We start from the raw sequence: 20814 nt of genomic DNA, 5'->3' as shown, positions 1-20814 counted from the left end.
GGCGTGGTCCCGGCCTCCCGGCGGCCCCGCCCGTTGGTCTCTGCCGGGCACCGGCGCTGGCCGCGATTTGATCGACCGCGCGGGGCCTGCCGGGGCGAAACCGCTTGACCTTTGCCCGGCCCTGTCGTTGAAGCACCGCTGATCCGATGGCCCGCATGGTGGTTTGCGCATGGAAGAGCAGAACAACAAGAACCTGATCCTGGCGATGGTCCTCAGCGCCGTGGTGATGATCGTCTGGTTCATCTTCTTCCCACCGCCGGAACCGCCCGCCGACCAGGCCACGCCCGCCCCGACCGCAGAGGTCAGCGCCCCGGCGGCGACGACCCCCGCTGCCACGACGACCGACGGCGCCACCGCGCCCGCCACCAGCACTGAAGTGGCCGAGGCGCCGCGCCTGACCATCGACACGCCGACGCTTTCCGGCACCATTTCGCTGGCTGGCGCGCGTATCGACGACCTGTCGCTCAAGACCTACCGCGAGACGCTGGACCCGACCTCGCCCGAAGTGCGCCTGCTGTCGCCGGTCGGCCAGGAGCATCCCTACTACGCCCTGATGGGCTGGGCCCCCGGCGCCGGGACCGCCGCTGCCGACCTGCCGGATGCCCGCACGGAATGGACCATCGCCAGCGGTGACCAGCTTGCCCCCGGCAAGCCCGTCGTCCTGACCTGGGCCAACGGCAAGGGCTTGACCTTCCGGCGCGAAATCTCGGTCGACGAGAAGTTCCTCTTCACCGTCACCGACAGCGTCAAGAACGACGGCACCGCCGCCGCCACGCTTTACCCCTACGGCGTGATCGCCCGCCACGGCCTGCCGGTGATGAAAAGCATCTTCGTCGTGCACGAAGGCATGGTCCGCAGCGCCGATGGCAAGCTGGAAGAGACCCGCTACAAGGATATCGTCAAGCTGGACGAGATCCCCGCCGAACAGGCCGCCGCCGAGCTGGTCTCCGCCGAGAGCGCGGGCTGGATCGGCTTTACCGACCACTACTGGATGACCGCGCTGGTTCCCGAACAGGGCAAGCCCTTCACCGAGGTGACCAAGCACGTCGCCTCGGCCGACATCTACCAGACCGAGATCCGCCAGCCGGTGCAGACCGTCGCCCCGGGGGCCGAGATCACCAACCGCATCCAGCTTTTCGCCGGTGCGAAGGAATGGGCCACGATCCGCGCCTATGACAACAGCGGCGCGATCCCCGGTTTCATCAACTCGATCGACTGGGGCTGGTTCTTCTTCCTCACGAAGCCGATCTTCGCCGTCCTGCACTGGCTGCACGGCTTCATCGGCAACATGGGCCTGTCGATCATCGCGCTGACCTTCTTCCTGAAGTTCCTGGTCCTGCCGCTGGCCTACAAGTCCTACGTCTCGATGGCGCGGATGAAGGAACTGCAGCCCGAGATGGAGGCGCTGAAGGAACGCGCGGGCGAGGACAAGCAGAAGCTGCAGCGCGAGATGATGCAGCTTTACAAGGACAAGAAGGTGAACCCCGCCGCGGGCTGCCTGCCGATCCTGATCCAGATCCCGATCTTCTTCAGCCTCTACAAGGTGATCTTCGTCACCATCGAACTGCGCCACGCCCCGTTCTTCGGCTGGCTCAAGGACCTGTCGGCGCCCGATCCGTCGTCGCTGTACAACTTCTTCGGCCTCCTGCCCTGGGATGCGCCGGTGCAGGGCACGCTCCTGCACCTGATCTTCATCGGCGTGCTGCCGATCCTTCTCGGCATCACCATGTGGCTGCAGCAGAAGCTGAACCCTGCGCCGACCGATCCGGTCCAGGCCTCGATCTTCGCCTGGATGCCCTGGGTCTTCATGTTCATGCTGGGCGGCTTCGCCAGCGGCCTGGTCGTCTACTGGATCACCAACAACACGATCACCTTCGTGCAGCAGTACCTGATCATGTGGAGCCACGGCAAACGCCCCGACATCTTCGGCAACATCCGCTCGGCCAAGACGGCGCGGGTGGAGGCGAAGACAAAGGCCACCCCGGCAAACTCGCCCACCCCGCCGGTGAAGAAGACCGGCAAGAAATGACGGTCCGGCTGGCCCATATCTGCCGGCACCCGATCAAGGCCTACGGACGCGAGATGCTCGCGTCCGTTCGTCTTTCTGCCGGTGAGGGCCTGCCCTTCGACCGGGAATGGGCCATAGCGCACGAGGCGGCCCGGCTGACCCCCGGCTGGAACCCCTGCATGAACTTCACCCGCGGGGCGAAGGCCCCCGCCCTGATGGCAGTGACGGCCCGGCTGGACGAACCGGCCCGGCAGGTGACGCTTGCCCATCCCACGGCAGGCGAAATCACCGTGGCCCCCGACAAGCCGGCCGACCAGGCGCGGCTTGTCGCCTGGGCCGACCCGCTGATCCCCGCCGGACGCGCGCGCCCCGCCGCCGTCGTCCGGGGCGGGGTGGCGATGACCGACAGTGATTTTCCCTCGGTCTCGGTGCTGTCGCTTGCATCCCTTGCCGATCTGTCCGCGCGGATGGGCCTGGACCTGTCGATCCACCGCTGGCGGGCGAACCTCTGGCTCGAGGGTGCTGCCCCCTGGGCCGAATGGGGCTGGATCGGCCAGCGCTTCCGCCTGGGCGACGCGGTGCTGGAGGTGGTCGAGCGGATCACCCGCTGCACCGCCACCACGGTCGACCCCGAGACGGGCGTGGTTGTCGGCAACACGTTGGCCGCGCTGGAAACCGGCTACGGCCACCAGGATTTCGGCGTCTACGCCAGGGTAATCGAGGGCGGCGAGATCGCGCTCGGACAGGACTGGAGAGCGGCATGACCATGACTTTCACCCTGGCTCCCGAGCCCGAGGACGAGGCGCGCGAGGCCGGGCGGCTTCTCTTTGCGGGGCCCGTGACCTTCGTGAAAGGCGTGGTGGCGATGTCCGGCCTGCCCCCCGCCGACCGGCTGGAGGTCTGCTTCGCGGGTCGCTCGAACGTCGGGAAATCCAGCCTGATCAACGCGCTGACCGGCCGCAAGACCCTCGCCCGGGCTTCGAACACGCCCGGCCGGACGCAGGAGATCAACTACTTCGCCCTGGGCGAGGACCGCTACCTGGTCGACCTTCCCGGCTACGGCTATGCCGAGGCGCCGGTCGCGGTCGTGGCGAAGTGGCAGGCGCTCTTGAAGCAATACCTCTCGGGCCGCGCCACCCTGCGCCGCGCCTTCGTGCTGGTCGATGCCCGGCATGGGGTCAAGGCGGTGGATGAAGAGATCCTGAAGCTCCTCGACCGCAGCGCCGTGACTTTCCAGGCCGTCCTGACCAAGGTCGACAAGATCAACCGCACCGAGCGCACGGCGGTGATCGAGCAGGTCAAGGGCGCGCTGGCGAAACACCCGGCGGCCTACCCGGAGATCGTCGTCACCAGCTCCGAGAAGGGCGAGGGGATCGAAACCCTCCGCGCGCTGATCGCGACGATGGAGTAGGCCCAAAATTCTTAAGTAAGAATTTTGACAAATTTCTTCCTCAAGAAATTTTCCCCGCCCTACCGTCCTGCGTCATGCTCCGGGTCCGCTCCCGGCACCGGATCGTAGCCATGCCCACCCCAGGGATGGCAGCGGCAGATGCGGTGAGCCGCAAGATAGCCGCCCTTCAGCGCGCCATGCCGTTCCAGCGCCTCCAGCGCGTAGGCCGAACAGGTGGGCTGGTAGCGGCAGCCGTGGCCGACCCAGGGCGACAAGAGCAACCGATAGGCCCGGACCGGCAGCGCGACCAGATGCGCAAGCGGAGTCACGCGCGGCCCCGGTGGACCGATGCCAGTGCCTGTTCCATATCGGTACAGAGGTCGGCATAGGGGCGGGAGACGGTGGCCTCGGGCCGGGCGACCAGGACATAGTCCCAACCGGGTACCGCACAGAGGGTCAGCACGTCCCGCGCCAAGGCCCGCATGCGCCGCTTGGCGCGGTTCCGCAGCACCGCATTGCCGATCTTCTTCGAGGCGGTGAACCCCACCCGCACGGCCGGGTCGCCATCCGCCCGGTCCCGCGCCTGCAGAAGGAAGCCGCCCGTCCCCTGCCGCCGCGCCGAAGCGGCCTTCAGGAAATCGGCGCGCTTCTGCAGTACGCAAAGCGAAACCGCCGGAGAGCCAGCGGGCGCTTCGGCGGCAATGCCTTGGCCCTGGGTCTCCGGCGGTGTCATTCGCGAACCCTGACGCCCTGACGGGCGAAAGATCAGGCGGTCAGCTTGTGACGGCCCTTGGCGCGGCGGGCGGCCAGGACCAGACGGCCGTTCTTGGTGGCCATGCGGGCCCGGAAGCCGTGGCGGCGCTTGCGAACCAGGTTCGACGGTTGAAAGGTGCGCTTCATCGCGGCTCTCCATTAGACATGACCCGAACCCCGGATGGATTCGAAGGCCCGTAACTTGAAGCCCGTCCTTTACGGGCGGTTTCGGCGCAAGTCAACCGGCGGAGACGCGGATTTCCTGCAACATTTCCGACGGAGGGGGCGGGCGATGCCGCAGCCCGGCGGGGAACGATCAAGGTCGCGTGAAACCCCTGTCGCGACGCCCCGTCCTGCGCCATCCTCGGCCCCCATGCAACTGTCCTCGATGCCCCCGCCCTCCAAGACCCGGGTCTGGCTGCGCCGCCTGCCGCTCCTGGCGATTCTGGGCGCGGCCCTTCTCGGCGCGCTGACGCTCCGCGACGAGTTGGACTTCGACAGCCTCGCCCGCCACCGCGAGACGCTTCTGGCCTTCCGCGATGCGCACTACCTCTGGGCGGTGCTGGCCTTCCTGGCGGGATATGTCACCATCGTCGCGCTCAGCCTGCCGGGCGGCACCGTCGCCACCCTGACCGGCGGGTTCCTCTTCGGTCTCTTCCCGGGCGCCGTCTACAACGTGGCCGCCGCGGGCACCGGGGCGATCCTCGTCTTCCTCGCCGCCCGCTGGGGCTTCGGCGCCAGCCTTGCGCGGAAGCTGGAGGCGGCGGGCGGCAAGGCGGCGCGGCTGCGGGCGGGGCTGCAAGAGAACGAATGGTCGGTCCTGTTCCTGATGCGCCTCGTGCCGCTGGTTCCCTTCTTCATCGCCAATCTGATCCCGGCCTTCGTCGGCACCAGCCTTTTCCGCTTCGCCGTCTCGACCTATCTCGGCATCATCCCCGGCGCGCTGGTCTTCACCTCGGTCGGCTCCGGGCTGGGCGAGGTCTTCGCCAAGGGCGCGGCACCCGACTTCGGGGTGATCTTCACCCCGCCCGTCCTCTTCCCGCTTCTCGGCCTTGCCGCGCTGGCGGCGCTGCCCATGCTGATGCGGACCGTCGTCAGGGGAGGCCATCGGTGAACCGGATCGAGACCGACCTCTGCGTGATCGGCGCAGGCTCCGGCGGGCTTTCGGTCGCAGCGGGGGCAGTGCAGATGGGCGCGCGCGTCGTGCTGATCGAGGCCGCAGAGATGGGCGGCGATTGCCTGAACGCAGGCTGCGTGCCATCGAAGGCGCTGATCGCCGCCGCGAAGGCCGCCGAGGCGCAGCGGCGCGGGTTCCGGGGGGTAAGCCCCGCCGCGCCGCAGGTCGACTTCGCCGCCGTCAAGGATCACGTCGCCGCCGTCATCGCCCGGATCGCCCCCACCGACAGCCAGGCGCGGTTCGAAGGCCTCGGCTGCACCGTCATCCGCGCCTTCGCCCGCTTTACCGGCCCGCGCGAGGTTCAGGTCGGCGACACCACGATCCGCGCCCGGCGCTTCGTGATCGCCACCGGCTCGCGCCCCTTGGTGCCGCAGATCCAGGGTGTCGACAGCGTCCCCTATTTCACCAACGAGACGATCTTCACGCTTCGCGAAAGGCCGATGCACCTGATCGTCATCGGCGGCGGTCCCATCGGGATCGAGATGGCTCAGGCGCACCGGCGGCTTGGCTGCGACGTCACGGTAGTCGAAAGCGCCAAAGCCCTCGGCCGCGAGGACCCGGACTGTGCTTCCGTCGTTCTGGACGCGATGCGCGCCGAAGGGATCGCCCTGGTCGAGGGCCAGCCCGTCGTGCGCCTTGCGGGCGAGGCCGGGGCGGTGGAGGTCACGCTGGGCGACGGGCGGCAGATCAAAGGCTCGCACCTCCTGCTGGCCGTCGGGCGCAAGGTGGCGCTGGAGGGCCTGAACCTCGACGCCGCCGGGGTCGCCCATACGGCCAAAGGCGTGACGGTCGACAAGCGGCTCCGAAGCTCCAACCGCCGGGTCTATGCCGTCGGCGACGCTGCGGGCGGCCTGCAATTTACCCATGTCGCCGGCTGGCATGCCGGGATCGTCGTGCGTCAGTGCGTGTTGGGCCTGCCCGCGAAAGCCGACCCCCGCGCTCTGCCCCGCGCCACCTACACCGACCCGGAACTCGCCCAGGCGGGCCTGACCGAGGCCGAGGCCCGCGCCGCGCATGGCGAGGCCCTTACCGTCGTCCGCGCCGACTTCGCCCACAATGACCGCGCCCAGGCCGAGGGCAAGGCCAGCGGCCTGATCAAGGTCATGGTGGTCCGCGGCCGCCCCGTCGGCGCCAGCATCGCAGGCCCCCAGGCGGGCGAGTTGATCGGGCTTTGGGCGCTGGCGATCTCGTCCCGGCTGAAGATGTCGGCCATCGCCGCGATGGTCGCGCCCTATCCCACGCTGGGAGAGGTTTCCAAACGCGCCGCATCAGCCTATTTTAGCCCGAAGTTGTTTGACAATCCGACGTTGAAGCATCTGGTGCGCTTCGTGCAACGCTGGGTTCCCTGAAGCCGGACAAGGAAGGTTCGGGTGGCCGAAAGACGCAAGAGCTTCCTCAAGACGCTTTCGGGGCGCTTCCTGATCCTGACCGTGATCTTCGTCATGCTGGCCGAAGTGCTGATCTTCGTGCCCTCCATCGCCCGTTTCCGCGCCGATTTCATGCTGACCCGGCTGAAGCAGGCGCAGATCGCCGCGCTGACCCAGCTTGCGGCCGAAGACATGGTCTCGCCCGACCTGGAAAAGGAGCTTCTGGCCAACGCCGAGGTCTACAACGTCGTCCTGCGCCGGAACGAGGTGCGGCAGCTGGTGCTGTCCTCGCCCGTCCCCGGCGACATCCACGACACCTACGACCTGCGCATGGCAGGCCCGTGGGAGCTGATCCGCGACGCCTTCGCCTGCCTGTTCGATCCAGTCGACCGGGTGATCCGCGTGATCGGCTATCCGGTGCAGGATGCCGGCACGCTGATCGAGGTGACGATGGACACCCGGCCGATGCGCGAGGCGATGCTCGACTACGGGTTGCGCATCCTCGCCCTGTCGGCGCTGATCTCGGTCGTGACCGCCTTCCTTCTCTTCCTCGCGGTGCGGCGGCTCATCGTGCTGCCGATCCGCCGGGTGGTGCGCCACATGCAGACCTATGCCGAGGCGCCCGAGGATGCGCGGCGGGTGATCGAACCGACAGCAGATGTCGAGGAGTTGCGCATCGCCGAAGAGGCCTTGCAGTCGATGCAGACCCAGCTGACCGGCAACCTGCGGCAGAAGGAACGGCTGGCCCAGCTCGGCAGCGCGGTGGCGAAGATCAGCCACGACCTGCGCAACATCCTGACCACGGCCCAGCTTTTCGCCGACCGGCTGGAGAGCAGCGCCGACCCGGCGGTGGCGCGCGCCGCACCAAAGCTCATCGGCTCGATCAGCCGGGCGGTTTCCTTGTGCGAATCGACCCTGGCCTTCGGCAAGGCCGAGGAACCGCCCCCGCAGCTCCGCCGCGTGAACCTCGCCCATCTGGTCGGCGAGGTGGCCGAAGGCGAGGGGCTGGGGGTGGAAACGACGATCACCTGCCTGATCGACATACCCCCCGGCCTGATGATCCGGGCGGATGGCGAGCAGCTCTACCGGGTGCTGTCGAACCTGATCCGCAACGCCCGCCAGGCGATCGAGGCGACCGGCCAGCCCGGCACCATCGAAGTCTCGGGCGGCGAGGACGAGCAGGAATGGTGGATCCGCGTCGGAGACACCGGCCCCGGCCTGCCGCAGAAGGCCCGCGAGCACCTGTTCGCCGCCTTCCAGGGCGGCGCGCGCAAGGGCGGCACCGGGCTTGGCCTCGCCATCGCTGCGGAACTGGTGCGCGGCCACGGCGGGCGGCTGGAGCTTGCCCGCAGCGACGCCGAGGGCACCGAATTCGCCATCCACCTGCCGAAGGGCACAACCGACACAACGGGGTGATTTCGCCCTTGCATTGCCCGGCGCGCAAGGCTACATCGCCGGGCATTGCGGACCCGTAGCTCAGCTGGATAGAGCATCAGACTACGAATCTGAGGGTCGGGCGTTCGAATCGCTCCGGGTCCGCCACCCCTCCCCCTTCCGGATCAACCTCGGCGCTGGCTGGTTATTTCAGCTTGATGCAGAAATGCTTGCGCACGGGCTTTTCGATCTTCCAGGTCCCCTTGAACCCCGGCTCCACCACGAAGGCATCGCCCGGCCGCAGCGTCACCGGGGCGGCGCCTTCGGCGGTGATGGTGATCTGGCCCTCGATCAGGTGGACGAATTCGTAGAACTTGTAGACCGCGTGCCAGGTGCCAAGGGTCGCCTCCCAGGTGCCGCTGATCACGCTGCCGTCGATCGAAGTGTGCTGCACCCAGGTCTTCATCGTGGGCGTGCCCTCGATCTTGGTCCAGCCTTCCAGGTCGGTCAGCATCGGCTCGGGGCCGGGGGCGGGGAAGCGGAAAACCATGTCGCTCATGTCGGATCATCCTGGTGTTGGTGTCTTTCCAGATTGGTAGGGCTATGGACCTTGCAGGGAAAGGGTTTTCTCTGCCGGGAAAGCCTGCCCAAGCCAAGGCAGATCGGCTATGTCCCTGCCCAACCGGAATCAGCCAAGGACCCAGCATGTCGATCCGCCCCGCACAGGCCTCTGACGCCGAGCATCTGACCCGCTTCATCAACATGGCGGCGGACGACCTGCCGCTGCATTTCTGGAAGCGTTCCGTCGGGCCGGATGGCGACCCCTGGGCCTATGGCCGCGAACGCGCCGCGCGCGCGACCGGCAACTTCTCCTACCGCAACGCCTGGCTGGCCGAGGCCGATGGCCACGTTGCCGCCTGCCTCCTCGGCTACCCCGCCGACGAGCCCGGCCCCATCGACCCCGACACCCCGCCGATCTTCGTGCCGCTGCTGGAGCTTGAAGCCCTCGCCCCTGGCTCCTGGTATCTGAACGTGCTGGCGACCTATGCGCAACATCGTGGCAAGGGCCTCGGCTCTCTGCTGCTGGCCAAGGCCGAGGCCGTCGCCCGCGCCGCCGGTCACCAGACCATCAGCCTGATCGCCGAGGACAGCCATCAGGACGCGCTGCGGCTCTACCGCGCGAAAGGTTTCCGGGAAATCGCCCGCCGCCCCCTGTTCAAGGGCGACTGGCAGGTCGATGCGTCGGAATGGATCCTGTTCGTGAAACCCCTCTAAGGGCCTAGTGCCCCAGGATCTGGCTCAGGAACAGCTTGGTCCGCTCGCTCTTCGGATTGTTGAAGAACTCCTTCGGCTCGTTCTGCTCGACGATCTGGCCCTGGTCCATGAAGATCACCCGGTTCGCCACCGCCTGCGCGAAGCCCATCTCATGCGTGACGCAGAGCATGGTCATGCCTTCCTTGGCCAGCTCGATCATCGTGTCGAGCACCTCCTTGATCATCTCGGGGTCAAGGGCGCTGGTCGGCTCGTCGAAGAGCATGATCCGCGGCTTCATGCACAAGGACCGCGCGATGGCCACCCGCTGCTGCTGGCCGCCCGACAACTGGCCGGGATACTTGTTCGCCTGCTCCGGGATCTTCACCTTCTGCAGGAAATACATCGCCGTCTCCTCGGCTTCCTTCTTCGGCACCTTCCGCACCCAGATCGGTGCCAGAGTCAGGTTCTCCAGGATCGTCAGATGCGGGAACAGGTTGAAGTGCTGGAACACCATCCCCACTTCCGACCGCACCTTGTCGATGTTCTTCAGGTCGTTGGTCAGTTCCGTCCCGTCCACCACGATCTTCCCCTGCTGGTGTTCCTCCAGCCGGTTGATGCAGCGGATCAGCGTCGACTTGCCCGACCCCGAGGGCCCGCAAATGACGATCCGCTCGCCGCGCTGCACCGTCATGTTGATGTCCCGCAGGACATGGAACTGTCCGTACCACTTGTTCATGTTGGCGATCTGGATCGCAACCTCGTCCGAGACCTGCATTTTAGCTGCTTCTGCCATGTGTGTAGTCCTTAGCGATGATCGGTCTTCAGCTTGCGTTCGAGGTACATGGAGTACCGCGACATGCCGAAGCAGATGACGAAGAAGATGACGCCCACGAAGATGTAGGGCTCCCAGTAGATGCCCTTCCAGGCGATGTCGGCGCGGACGATCTGGGTCACGCCCTTCAGTGGGTCCATCAGGCCGACGAAGGCCACCAGCGTGGTGTCCTTGAAGAGGCCGATGAAGGTGGACACGATCGCCGGGATCGACACTTTCAGCGCCTGCGGCAGGATGATCAGCCGCTGCGCCCGCCAGTAATCCAGCCCCAGCGCATCCGCCGCCTCGTACTGGCCCCTCGGCAAGGCGGCAAGCCCGCCCCGGATCACCTCGGCCAGATAGGCGGCGGCGAAGAACGTCACCAGGATGATCACCCGCAGGATGATGTCGAAGTTGGTCCCCGGCGGCAGGAAGTACTGCAACAGAAGCGACGCGGTGAAGAGGAGCGTGATCAGAGGCACGCCCCGCACGAACTCGATGAACCCCACCGACAGCGACTTGACGATCAGCATGTCCGACTGGCGGCCCAGCGCCAGCAGGATGCCGATGGGAAGCGAGAAGGTGATCCCCGTCACCCCGATCACGATGGCCAGAAGGAAGCCGCCGAACTGGTCGGAGTTGATGGATTGCAGCCCCAGCGGCACCAGGTCATGCAGGAACCCGGCGACAGCCTTGTCCGCGTAAAGCCACCAGAGCACCGCCACGACGATGCCAAGCCCGGCCGCAGGTGCCAGGCCGATCAACGGCGAGGCCAGTCGGAACACGGCGTAAAGCACGCCGAACCCCGCCATCGCAACGATGGGCCCCCAGATGGACCCGCCCCAGAGCAGCCAGAAGCACAGCGCCGGATAGATCAGCGTGAACCAGAGCAGCTTGCCCGGCTGCACCTGCGCCAGCGCGAGGAACCCGATCACAAGGGCGATCCCCAGCGCAAACGGGACGCCGGGCGTGCTGGCGAGGGAGAGCGTCACCAGCAGGTAGACCAGCACCGCGCCCAGCAGGATCGTCAGGCTCCGCTTCTGACCGGCGAACAGCACCGGCGCGAGAGCCGCGAACAGCAGGCCGAAGGACAGCACCGGCCGCCACCATTCCGCCGGCGGATAGAAGCCGAACAGGAACTGGTGCCAGCGCTCGTGGATCATTGCCCAACAGGCCCCGGTCGCCCCCGGTCCGGCCTCGGCCTCGACGATCTGGCGGCACTCGCCCAGCGACGAGGCGTTCCAGACCGAATGCAGCCACCAGGGCAGCGAGGACGACACCAGCCAGTAGATCGCCCCAAGGCCGACCACGGTCAGCGCGATGTTCAGCGGCGTCGAGAACAGGTTATCGCGCAGCCATTTCACCACCCCGCTGTGGGTCACGGGGGGCGGCAGGGCGGGAAGCATATCGTTGCGGGTAAAGCTTTCGGCCATGTCAGCGCGCCTTCAGCTGGACGGACTTGTTGTAGAGGTTCATCACCGTCGAGATCGCCAGGCTGATCGTCAGGTAGATCAGCATCATCAGCAGCATGCATTCCAGCTCGCGCCCGGTCTGGTTCAGCGTGATGCCGCCCAGCGTGCCGCGCAGGTCCAGATAGCTGACCGCGATCCCCAGCGAGGTGTTCTTGGTCAGGTTCAGATACTGGCTGATCAGCGGCGGGATGATCACCCGCAGCGCCTGCGGCAGGATGATCAGGCTCATCGTCCGGTTCGGACGCAGGCCCAGCGCGAAGGCCGCCTCCGATTGCCCCCGGCTGATCGCCATGATGCCCGCCCGCACGATCTCGGCGATGAAGGCAGCGGTATAGAGGGTCAGCGCGATCAGCAGCGCGGTGAAGCTGTGCGCGACAAGGATGCCGCCCTGGAAGTTGAAGCCCTTCAGCACCGGAATTTCCAGGTGGAATCCCAGCGCAAGCAGCAGCACGATCACCGGCGCGAACAGCACCAGCAGCGATTTCCACCAGGTCACCGGCCGCACCCCCGAAGTCTCCTGCACCGCGCGCGCCGAGGCAAGGATGCGGCGGTTCACGAAGATCGAACCCGCGATCACCGCGATCACGGCCCAGAAGGTCAGGTTCAGCGTCATGAAGCCCAGGTCGAGCGTGCCGAGCCCGCGCTCGAACAGCGGCGCGGGGATGTTGGTGCCCCGGTTGGTGACCGCCATCGTGTCGAACAGCATCATCGAGGCTTTCGGCGCCTCGCCCGCCGCGATCATCTCGTCGGTGACCTTGAAGTCCTTCGGCAGCGGGGTCACTTCCGACAGGATGACGTAGGACAGAAGGATCCACAGCAGCAGCGGCACGTTGCGGAAGGTCTCGACATAGACCGTCATCAACCGGCTGACGAGCCAGTTGTTCGACAGCCGCAGCACGCCGACGACAACACCCAGGATCGTCGCGAAGATGCAGCCGAAGAAGGCAACCACCAGCGTGTTGATCAGTCCGACCAGCAGCGCGCGGAAATGCGTGCTGTCGTTGGTGTAGGGGATCAGGTGCTGACCGATGTCATAGCCCGCGCGCTGCCAGAGAAACGCGTAGTTGAATTCCTTCCCGCGCGCTGCCAGGTTCTGCACCGTGTTGTTCAGAAGCCATGCCACGGCAAGCGCGAACAGCACCAGCACGACCAGCTGGATCGTGTAGGACCGATAGCGCGTATCGTAGATGAGCATCGAGAGCCGAAAGCCATCTTTCGGCACGTCCGTCGCCATTGTCATGGCTACCCCCTGTTTCCCGCAGTCAGCCCCGAGTTTCCGGTGGCAACGAGGTCGAGCCTCAGACTTTCAGGCCATAGTTTGAAAGAGAACGGGGGCGCCCGAAGGCACCCCCGAAGACCGATCAACGGAAGGGCGGAGCGTATTGCAGGCCGCCCTGGGTCCACAGCGCGTTCAGGCCGCGGGCCAGGTTGATGGTGGTGCCTTCGCCGATGTTGCGCGAGAAGACCTCGCCATAGTTGCCGACGGCGGCGATGGCGTTCTTGAAGGCCGCGTTGTCCAGCCCGAACTTGGCGCCCATGTCGCCCGAGACGCCCAGCAGACGCTTGACCTCTTCGTCGGTCGACGAGGCCATGACTTCCTCGACGTTGTCCTTGGTGATCCCCTTCTCTTCGGCGATCAGCAGCGCGTAGTAGGTCCAGCGCACCACGTCACCCCACTGGTTGTCGCCATGACGGACGACCGGGCCCAGCGGTTCCTTCGAGATGATCTCGGGCAGGATGATGTGGTTGTCGGCATCCGGCATGGTCGCGCGGCTGGCGGCCAGGCCCGAGGCGTCGGTGGTGTAGGCGTCGCAGGCGCCGGCCAGATACTGCCGCTGCGCTTCCGAGTCGTCCGCAACCGTGACCGGCTGGTAGGTGATGTTGTTCTGCTTGAAGAAGTCGGCGAGGTTCAGCTCGGTCGTGGTGCCGGTCTGGATGCAGACGGTCGCCCCATCAAGCTCTTTCGCCGAGGAAACGCCCAGGTCCTTCTTCACCATGAAGCCCTGGCCGTCGTAGTAGTTCACCGCGACGAAATCCAAGGCCAGCTCGCTGTCGCGCGAGGCGGTCCAGGTCGAGTTGCGGGCGAGCATGTCGACCTCGCCCGATTGCAGCGCGGTGAAGCGGGTTTCGCCGGTGGTCGGGATGAACTTGACCTTGGTCGGGTCGCCCAGCACCGCAGCCGCCACGGCACGGCACAGGTCGACGTCGAAGCCCGACCAGTTGCCGCTGGCGTCCGGGTTGCCGAAGCCGGTCAGGCCGGTGTTCGACCCGCACAGCAGCTCGCCGCGCGCCTTGACGTCGGCAAGCGTGCCGGCCAGCGCCATCCCCGAGACCAGCGTCGTGGCCGCGAGTGCGCCGAAGAATACGGATTTTTTCATTCTTACCTCTTCCTGAGTATGCGGCCCTTCTACGGGCCATGTTTTTGTGTGTGCGACGGAATCGCACTTCAGGGTTTTGCAGAGGGTCGCCCCTCTACTGTTCCCACTTTCGGCGAAAGGGCTTTTGCAGGTCAAGCAGATTGGCGGCTTTCGGGAAAAACACCGGGTTTCCACCGGCAATTTCAGGCGATCAGCCTTCAACTCCGCCATCTGCAGTCCGGGCGGACGGAAATGTTACCCACACAATCCATAGAATCGGTCGGCCTGCAGGAAAGCGGCGCGTTTCAGCGCTGCGACTTCCGCCGCTTCCTCGTCCTCGCCCCAGAGCGAAATCTGCCAGTCCTCGTCGATCCGCGACAGCGTCCAGGCTTCCTCGGCGGTCAGCCGACCGTGGGTCACCGCCAGCGCCAGCACCAGCGAGCCGGACATGGCGACAAGGTCGTGGAAGGCGGAAAGCTGGAACGCGGTCAGGACATCTACCCGTTCCGCCAGCCGCGCAAGACTCGCGTCGGACTGGTCGACATGCATCACCCCGGTGGTGACAAGCAGGCGCGCACCAAGTGTTTTCGCGGCCCAGTCCAGGATCGGGTCCCAGGCCTCGGCCTGCCGGGTCACAAGATCGTCAGGCCCTTCCGCACGGTAGCACAGAAGGTCGCTTCCCCCGTAAGAGGCCAGCATCTCCGCCACCGCCTCTTGTTGCGGCGCCACCTTGTCGATGGCCGAATTCGCCGTGCGGGTGAAGGGCATCGTCTGGGGATCGACCTTGCGCTCCTGCGCCTGCCATTCCGCCGCCACCGCCTCGGCCAGCGCCCGCGTCGGCAGGACCAGGGGCGCCTTCAACGGCGTGCGCACCGGTCGCGCATCCAGATGCACGGTGAATCCACCCTCGACCGGAACTGCAGAGGCATCGGTCCAGAAGCGGCGGGCCGACCAGGCGCTCACCGGATCACCTCGAACGGGTCGGCGGGCACGTCGTCTTCCTTCCAGTCCAGAAGCTTCCAGGTCCGCGCCATGTGCTCGGGCAAGGGCGCGGTAAAGGTCAGCTGGGTCTTCAGGATCGGATGCTCGATGGTCAGGCTCCGCGCATGCAGGTGCAGCTTCTTCGACAGGTCGCCCCCCGCCCCAGCGCCCCAGCCGTCGCCAAGGTTCTCCGTCTCGCCCCCGCCATACTTGCCGTCGCCCAGGATCGGATGCCCGATCTCGGCCATATGCGCGCGCAGCTGGTGGGTGCGGCCCGTCACCGGCTCCAGCGCCATCCAGCTGAGGCGCGTCCCAAGGAACCACAGGGTGAAATAGTCGGTATGCGCGCGCTTGGCGTCCGGGTGGTCCGCCATCTTCGCCGGATGGACGCAGAGCATCTTCTCGCCCTCGCCCCCCCTGCCCCGTCCGGGGGCCTTCTCCAGCGCGAACTTGATCGAGCCCTGCTTGGGGTGCGGCACGCCGGCCACGACGGCCCAGTAGATCTTCCGCGCCGCCCGGTGCCGCAGCGCCTCGGACAGGGCCCGCGCCACCCGGTCGGTGCGGGCCAGCATCAACACGCCAGAGGTATCCTTGTCCAGCCGATGCACCAGCTTCGGCTTTTCCTTGTAGCCGAACTTCAGCGCCTCACTCAGCCCGTCCACATGCCGGTCGCCCTGCCCCGACCCGCCCTGCGAGGGCAGGCCCGCAGGCTTGTTCAGGACGATCATGTGCTCGTCCTTCCACAACACCGCCGCCTGGATCATCCGCGCATCCGCCGCCGACACGCCCTGCACCCGCGCCTCGGTCCTCGGTGCCGCATCGGGCAGCGGCGGCACCCGCACGGTCTGGCCCGGCAGCACCCGGTCCGACGCCTTGACGCGGCCCGAATCCACCCGGATCTGCCCGGTCCGGCACAGCTTCTCCACCGCGACCTGATTCAGTTGCGGAAACCGGCGGCGCAGCCACTTGTCCAGCCGCTGTTCGCCTTCGTCTTCGGTCACGGTCAGCATCTGGACGCTCATGTCAGGCTCCGGGCAAGGGCCACGCCAAGCGCGACCGCGATCAGGGACAGGGTGACCGAGCCCAGCACATAGGCGGCGGCCTGCAGGGATTGCCCCGCCTCGACCAGCCTCAGCGTGTCCAGCGAGAAGGCCGAGAAAGTGGTGAACCCGCCCAGAAGCCCGGTCATCAGCAGGAATTGCCAGCTTTCCCGACTGCCAAGCAGGATGAACAGGACGCCGATGGCAAAGCTTCCCAGCACGTTGACCGCCGCCGTGCCCAAGGGCGCGCCGATGGCGGAAACCATCAGATAGCGCAGGATCGAGCCCACGGCGCCGCCAAGCGCGATCAGGGGAAGGGTCAGGGACATGGGCGTCCTTTGCGGCGGGTGGGGTGGAATGTCAATGCAGGGAGCCGATTCGCGGCACAAGGTTAACGGCCTTGCGACCATACGCGCGTATTGACGGAAGGCAGACGGTTTCCATACCGAAGGAAGACGGTGCCGATGTTCGAAATCTGCAAGGATTAACCCAACGATTCAAGGGGTTTCCCGACCCGTCCCCAGGGGTGTTGCGTCCCCCGTTGCGCCAATGGCCTTCACCATTCGCTAACCAGGGGATCACCCGTCCTGCCGCTTGCCCCGCAGCTTGGCGAAATACTCGACCCGCTTCTTCAGCTCGCGCTCGAACCCGCGTTCCGGGGGCAGGTACCACACGGGCCGCTTCATGCCTTCGGGGAAGTAGTTCTGCCCGGAAAACCCGTCCTCGGCATCGTGGTCATAGGCATAGCCCGACCCATAACCCTGCTCCTTCATCATCTTCGTCGGAGCATTCAAGATATGCTTCGGCGGCATCAGGCTCCCCGTCTCCCGCGCCGCCGCCCGCGCCGCCTTGTAGGCCGTGTAGACAGCGTTGGATTTCGGAGCAAGTGCAAGATAAACAACGGCTTGCGCCAGTGCCAGCTCTCCCTCGGGCGACCCCAGCCGCTCGTAGGTCTGCCAGCCGTCCAGGCAAACCGCCTCGGCCTGCGGGTCGGCGAGGCCGATATCCTCCACCGCCATCCGGGTGATCCGCCGCGCCAGGAAGCGGGGGTCCTCGCCCCCCTCCAGCATCCGCGCGAACCAGTAGAGCGCGGCATCCGGGTCCGACCCCCGCACCGATTTGTGCAGGGCGCTGATCAGGTTGTAGTGCTCATCCCCCGACTTGTCGTATTTCGCCGCCCGCCGCATCAACCTTTGCGAAAGCTGGTCGCGGCTAAGGTTTCCCTCGACCTTCCAGGCCGCCACCTGCTCGATCAGGTTCAGCAGCGCCCGCCCATCCCCATCCGCCATCTCCAGCATCGCCTCCCGCGCCTCGCCCTTCAAAGGCAAGGCCCGGCCCAGCTCTTTCTCGGCCCTTTGCGCGAGGCGCTCCAGATCGCCCAAGGAAAGTCTTTCAAGAACAATGATTTGGCTTCTGGACAACAGCGCCGCGTTCAATTCGAACGACGGGTTCTCCGTGGTGGCGCCCACCAGAAGGATCGTCCCATCCTCCATATGCGGCAGGAACCCGTCCTGCTGCGCCTTGTTGAAACGGTGGATCTCGTCGACGAAGAGCAGCGTCCCCCTGCCATTCGTCCGCCGCAGCTTCGCCGCCTCGAACACCTTCCGCAGCTCCGGCACCCCGGTAAAGATCGCGGAAATCTGCACGAAATGCAGGTCGGTCTCATCCGCCAGAAGCCGCGCGATGGTGGTCTTCCCCACCCCCGGCGGCCCCCAGAGGATCAGCGACGACAAGGATCCCGCCGCCAGCATCGCCCCTAAAGGGCCGTCGCGCGACAGCACCTTCTCCTGCCCGATCACCTCGGACAAGGACTTCGGCCGCAGCCGGTCGGCCAGCGGGCGCGGACCACTGTCGGGTTGGCTGGGCATGTCGAAAAGATCGGCCATGCCGCCATCTTAGGCGGCCTTCACCGCAAGCGGAAGACGCGGCAGGCCCGCCCCTCTCGCCGCGAGAGGGGCGCGGCATACAACCCTCAGTGCTTCGGGCCCGAGAAATCCATCTCGACCACCTGGTTCTCGATCCCGTCGATGATCAGCACCGGCCCCATCGCCTTCATCTTCACCCCAACCCGATCCGCCCAACGGGGCCAGGTCGCCGACAGAAGCGTCAGGCAATGCGTAGCCCCGAGGCTGCGGACCGTGTCGCCGAGTTGCATGATCAACTGGGTATGCACCCGCCGCCGGATCGCCGCCGGAACGTTATGGCTGACAAACAGCCGCGAGCTTTCCCAGATGTGCCCTGCCGCCGGCGCCTCCTCGTACAGAAGATCGGCCGGAATCGTCTCCAACAGGCGGCGCTGCGCATCGCGGATCATGTAGCTGTAGATCCCGCAGGCATGCGTCGTGGGGGTCAGCCGGTTTCCGGCCAGCACCTTGCCGGTCTCGTCATGCACCACCACCCAGCGGCTCGCCGGAGTGTCATACTGGTCGTACTCCATGCCCAGGGCCTCGGGCAGCTTCCACTTGTTGTGAACGATGAACAGCTCGCGGCGCGCGCGCAGCATGTTGGCAAAAAGCTCGCCGTGGTTGTGCATGTTGGCAAAGGAAAGCGTCGTGGTCTGCATAGGGTCCTCCTGCAGGCTGGGTAAGTCGTAACCTTGCAGGGACGGACGTCAGATCAGGCGATTGTCCTTTGCGCGCTGGATCGCCTCGGCGGTGGTCCGCGCCATCAGCCGGTTGCGGGCCGTGGTGATCCGGGCCTTCAGCGCGCTTTCCGAAATGCCAAGCTTCTCCGCCGCCGCGGCAAACCTGTCGCCCCCTGCAATGCATCTCAAGGCCTCGATCTGAGCCTCGGTCAAGGCCTCGGGCGGCTCACTCAGATCGTGCAGGCGCAGGACCGTGCGTTCGATCTTGGTGATTTCCTCGTCCCGAAGCTCCCGGTCGGACCGGGCGAAACTGGCAATGGTGCGCGATTTGATCGGACCGCAGGCGATCGTCACGCCATGCGTCAGTCCATGCCGCGCCGCTTCCACGAAAAGGCCGAACGGGTCCAACAGCGCGGGATCGCTCCACCGGATCCAGCCGGTCCGGGAAAACCCCCAGGCCGTCATCGGATCGCGAAGCACAAAACCGTTCTCGGTGTAATGGTCGATCCAGCGCTGGTCGTAGGTCTGGAAAGTGAAAAGCGGAGACGTGAAACGGATATGGAGGCCGACGAAATATCCCGCGGTGGCAATCCGTGCCAGGTTTTTAAGCTCGACATCAATACGCGCGCGAATACTCATCATCACTCGACATCAGACAACACACCCCACAACCCTAGGGTGTCGGCAACGGGTTTCCAATCCCAATTCGCCGCAGGTGCGGCAAGACCTGGCTGCGATGACACCCGGTCAATGCAGCTTGGTCGCCATGCTGATCGTGACGCAGACCGAGCGGCTGCCGCCGGTATCCATCACCGGGCCCGAGGGAACGCAGTCCAGCCCGACACGCCGGGCCAGACGCGGCGAGTGTTCGGGGATGATGCCGAGGAGAGTCGTGGCACCAAGGTTGCGCGCCGAGACCACCATCTCGTGGATCAGCTGCATCTGGACCCGCAGCCGGTCGGCGGCCGGAACTTCGTTCGCCACGAAGACACGGCTGGATTCCCAGATGTTCGGATCGACGGGAGCCTCGAAATTCAGCAGGTTGCGCGGAATGGTTTCCAGGAGGCCGCGCTGTGCGTCTCGGATCATGTAGGTGTAGATGCCGCAGCGATGCGTCGTCGGGGTCAGACGCACCCCAGCCATCACGTCGCCGTCGCGGTGGACGCAGACCCAGCGGCTGGCGGGAGTGTCGTACTGGTCGAACTCCATGCCGTTGGCTTCTGGAAGATCCCACTTGGCATTCTGAATGAACGTCCGGTGCCGGGCCCGGAACATGTTCGCGAACAGCTCGCCATGATTGTGGAGGTTGTCATACGACAACGTGGTAGCTTCCATTCTTCACTCTCCTTCTTCTGGTCCGTCAAAACCGTCGAAGGGGACAGCCTGAATCAAAGCAGCCGATATTCCCGGGCCTTCCGGATCGCTTCCGAGGCAGTCCGCGCCTCCAGTCGGATTCGCGCCGACTGGACGCGCGCCTTGAAGGCGCTTTCCGTGATGCCAAGTTTTTCCGCCGCCGCAGCATGCCGGTCCCCGTTGGCAAGACATTGCAACGCTTCGATCTGCGCTTTCGTCAGGTCCGAAGGTGGCTTTGCCTCAATGTGCAGCTGGATAGTCACTTCCTTGAGTTGACCCATTTCCTCATCAGAGAATTCCCGGTCCGCCCGGCTGATGCCGACAATCGACCGCGATGTGATCGGCCCGTAGGAGGACACGGCACCGTATTTCAGCCCGTGGCTTGCTGCTTTCTTCATGACACCGAACGGATCGGGCAGCGGGATCGCGCTCCACCGCGTCGTCCCCTCGACGCCGACGCCCCAGAAGACCAGCGGGTCACGAAGGTAGTAGGAATGGCTGTTGTAATGATCGACCCAGGAGGCGGGATACGAGCTTTTGTAGATGAGCGGGGTCGCAAAGCGAATGTGCAACCCGACGGTGTAGCCCATGGGGGCCAGCCGATCGAGCTGTTCAAGCAACACAGCGATTGCCTTCCGTTCGGACATTACCGATCACTTCCTTACTCGCACCTTGAGTCTACTGAAAATTGATCTTGGTCCTATCGGCAATCTTTTCAAGCTAGGTTCTGCATGGCTGAAACAGGTTAAGAAAGCAGATTCGTCTTCTGGGAGATCGCATCGGGCAGCCCTTGTTCACGCGCAGTCGTGAGGGTGTTGTGCTGACCGGGGCGGGGGCCGTCGTGCATCCTGCGCTGCTCTCAGCCTTCGATCAGATCACGCGCAGCATGGCAC

23 protein-coding genes and 1 tRNA gene are annotated in these 20814 nt (G+C 65.8%); 8 read left to right on the top strand and 16 right to left on the bottom strand.

The annotated features are described in order from the left end of the window. Positions 1-169 precede the first annotated feature (169 nt). From yidC to yihA, 3 genes are read left to right on the top strand one after another with little or no spacing between them, the layout of a single operon-like run. Entirely contained in the window at positions 170-2029 is a 1860-nt protein-coding gene (gene yidC / locus ACE3P6_RS19905) for a membrane protein insertase YidC (protein ID WP_374398167.1), read from the top strand. Then, entirely contained in the window at positions 2026-2772 is a 747-nt protein-coding gene (locus ACE3P6_RS19900) for an MOSC domain-containing protein (protein ID WP_374398166.1), read from the top strand. The genes yidC and ACE3P6_RS19900 overlap by 4 nt, the downstream gene beginning before the upstream one ends. Beyond that, positions 2769-3419 (top strand): ribosome biogenesis GTP-binding protein YihA/YsxC, encoded by a 651-nt coding sequence (gene yihA, locus ACE3P6_RS19895; protein ID WP_374398165.1) that lies wholly within the window; start codon positions 2769-2771, stop codon positions 3417-3419. The genes ACE3P6_RS19900 and yihA overlap by 4 nt, the downstream gene beginning before the upstream one ends. A gap of 59 nt (positions 3420-3478) precedes the next feature. Here the strand turns inward: yihA and yidD are convergent, their stop codons facing one another. The 3 genes from yidD to rpmH are packed head-to-tail and all read right to left on the bottom strand — an operon-like array spanning position 3479 to position 4298. Next, positions 3479-3727 (bottom strand): membrane protein insertion efficiency factor YidD, encoded by a 249-nt coding sequence (yidD, locus tag ACE3P6_RS19890; RefSeq protein ID WP_374398164.1) that lies wholly within the window; start codon positions 3725-3727, stop codon positions 3479-3481. Further along, positions 3724-4131 (bottom strand): ribonuclease P protein component, encoded by a 408-nt coding sequence (gene rnpA / locus ACE3P6_RS19885; protein WP_374398163.1) that lies wholly within the window; start codon positions 4129-4131, stop codon positions 3724-3726. The genes yidD and rnpA overlap by 4 nt, the downstream gene beginning before the upstream one ends. A gap of 32 nt (positions 4132-4163) precedes the next feature. Next, positions 4164-4298 carry a 50S ribosomal protein L34 gene (gene rpmH / locus ACE3P6_RS19880; RefSeq protein WP_103259146.1) on the bottom strand — a complete coding sequence of 45 codons (135 nt, stop codon included), beginning with the start codon at positions 4296-4298 and terminating at the stop codon, positions 4164-4166. A gap of 241 nt (positions 4299-4539) precedes the next feature. Here rpmH and ACE3P6_RS19875 point away from each other — a divergent pair, with 241 nt between their 5' ends. The 4 genes from ACE3P6_RS19875 (at position 4540) to ACE3P6_RS19860 (ending at position 8237) form a co-directional block, all read left to right on the top strand. Beyond that, a complete protein-coding gene (locus ACE3P6_RS19875; RefSeq protein ID WP_374398162.1) occupies positions 4540-5265 on the top strand; it encodes a TVP38/TMEM64 family protein in 726 nt (241 codons plus the stop codon). Further along, positions 5262-6677 carry an NAD(P)/FAD-dependent oxidoreductase gene (locus ACE3P6_RS19870; RefSeq protein WP_374398161.1) on the top strand — a complete coding sequence of 472 codons (1416 nt, stop codon included), beginning with the start codon at positions 5262-5264 and terminating at the stop codon, positions 6675-6677. The genes ACE3P6_RS19875 and ACE3P6_RS19870 overlap by 4 nt, the downstream gene beginning before the upstream one ends. A 93-nt stretch (positions 6678-6770) precedes the next feature. Further along, positions 6771-8111: a sensor histidine kinase gene (locus ACE3P6_RS19865; RefSeq protein WP_374398187.1), complete on the top strand. Its 1341-nt coding sequence runs from the start codon at positions 6771-6773 to the stop codon at positions 8109-8111. 49 nt (positions 8112-8160) lie between these two features. Further along, positions 8161-8237, top strand: a tRNA-Arg gene (locus ACE3P6_RS19860). Between the two features lie 37 nt (positions 8238-8274). Here the strand turns inward: ACE3P6_RS19860 and ACE3P6_RS19855 are convergent. Continuing rightward, complete coding sequence (locus ACE3P6_RS19855; RefSeq protein ID WP_374398160.1) at positions 8275-8628, bottom strand: cupin domain-containing protein; 354 nt, start codon at positions 8626-8628, stop codon at positions 8275-8277. A gap of 146 nt (positions 8629-8774) precedes the next feature. Between ACE3P6_RS19855 and ACE3P6_RS19850 the strand changes: the two genes are divergently transcribed. Next, positions 8775-9344, top strand: coding sequence for an N-acetyltransferase family protein (locus ACE3P6_RS19850; protein WP_374398159.1), 570 nt, complete (start codon positions 8775-8777; stop codon positions 9342-9344). Between the two features lie 4 nt (positions 9345-9348). Here the strand turns inward: ACE3P6_RS19850 and ACE3P6_RS19845 are convergent, their stop codons facing one another. The 12 genes from ACE3P6_RS19845 to ACE3P6_RS19790 form a co-directional block, all read right to left on the bottom strand. Next, positions 9349-10116, bottom strand: a complete 768-nt coding sequence (locus tag ACE3P6_RS19845; protein ID WP_374398158.1) for an amino acid ABC transporter ATP-binding protein — start codon at positions 10114-10116, stop codon at positions 9349-9351. Positions 10117-10127: 11 nt separating this feature from the next. Beyond that, the gene (locus ACE3P6_RS19840) at positions 10128-11567 is read right to left on the bottom strand and encodes an amino acid ABC transporter permease (RefSeq protein ID WP_374398157.1); all 1440 of its coding nucleotides are present in this window, start codon (positions 11565-11567) and stop codon (positions 10128-10130) included. Between the two features lies 1 nt (position 11568). Further along, positions 11569-12846 (bottom strand): amino acid ABC transporter permease, encoded by a 1278-nt coding sequence (locus ACE3P6_RS19835; RefSeq protein WP_374398156.1) that lies wholly within the window; start codon positions 12844-12846, stop codon positions 11569-11571. Between the two features lie 121 nt (positions 12847-12967). Next, positions 12968-13984, bottom strand: a complete 1017-nt coding sequence (locus ACE3P6_RS19830; RefSeq protein WP_374398155.1) for an amino acid ABC transporter substrate-binding protein — start codon at positions 13982-13984, stop codon at positions 12968-12970. A 234-nt stretch (positions 13985-14218) separates the two neighbouring features. Beyond that, a complete protein-coding gene (locus ACE3P6_RS19825) occupies positions 14219-14926 on the bottom strand; it encodes an ATP12 family chaperone protein (protein ID WP_374398154.1) in 708 nt (235 codons plus the stop codon). Further along, the gene (locus ACE3P6_RS19820; protein ID WP_374398153.1) at positions 14923-15966 is read right to left on the bottom strand and encodes an RluA family pseudouridine synthase; all 1044 of its coding nucleotides are present in this window, start codon (positions 15964-15966) and stop codon (positions 14923-14925) included. The genes ACE3P6_RS19825 and ACE3P6_RS19820 overlap by 4 nt, the downstream gene beginning before the upstream one ends. Continuing rightward, positions 15963-16313 (bottom strand): fluoride efflux transporter CrcB, encoded by a 351-nt coding sequence (gene crcB, locus ACE3P6_RS19815; RefSeq protein WP_374398152.1) that lies wholly within the window; start codon positions 16311-16313, stop codon positions 15963-15965. The genes ACE3P6_RS19820 and crcB overlap by 4 nt, the downstream gene beginning before the upstream one ends. A gap of 249 nt (positions 16314-16562) precedes the next feature. Further along, the gene (locus ACE3P6_RS19810) at positions 16563-17870 is read right to left on the bottom strand and encodes a replication-associated recombination protein A (protein ID WP_374398151.1); all 1308 of its coding nucleotides are present in this window, start codon (positions 17868-17870) and stop codon (positions 16563-16565) included. Between the two features lie 86 nt (positions 17871-17956). Continuing rightward, positions 17957-18547 (bottom strand): acyl-homoserine-lactone synthase, encoded by a 591-nt coding sequence (locus ACE3P6_RS19805; protein WP_374398150.1) that lies wholly within the window; start codon positions 18545-18547, stop codon positions 17957-17959. A gap of 48 nt (positions 18548-18595) precedes the next feature. Beyond that, positions 18596-19207 carry an autoinducer binding domain-containing protein gene (locus ACE3P6_RS19800; RefSeq protein WP_374398186.1) on the bottom strand — a complete coding sequence of 204 codons (612 nt, stop codon included), beginning with the start codon at positions 19205-19207 and terminating at the stop codon, positions 18596-18598. Positions 19208-19315: 108 nt separating this feature from the next. Beyond that, entirely contained in the window at positions 19316-19903 is a 588-nt protein-coding gene (locus ACE3P6_RS19795; RefSeq protein ID WP_374398149.1) for an acyl-homoserine-lactone synthase, read from the bottom strand. A 53-nt stretch (positions 19904-19956) separates the two neighbouring features. Continuing rightward, a complete protein-coding gene (locus ACE3P6_RS19790) occupies positions 19957-20568 on the bottom strand; it encodes an autoinducer binding domain-containing protein (RefSeq protein ID WP_374398148.1) in 612 nt (203 codons plus the stop codon). Positions 20569-20814: the final 246 nt, after the last annotated feature.

Source organism: Tabrizicola sp. (genome assembly GCF_041911175.1).
GTDB lineage: Bacteria > Pseudomonadota > Alphaproteobacteria > Rhodobacterales > Rhodobacteraceae > Tabrizicola.
Note: the sequence above shows the minus strand (reverse complement) of the source record. Positions and strands in the feature narration are given on the sequence as shown.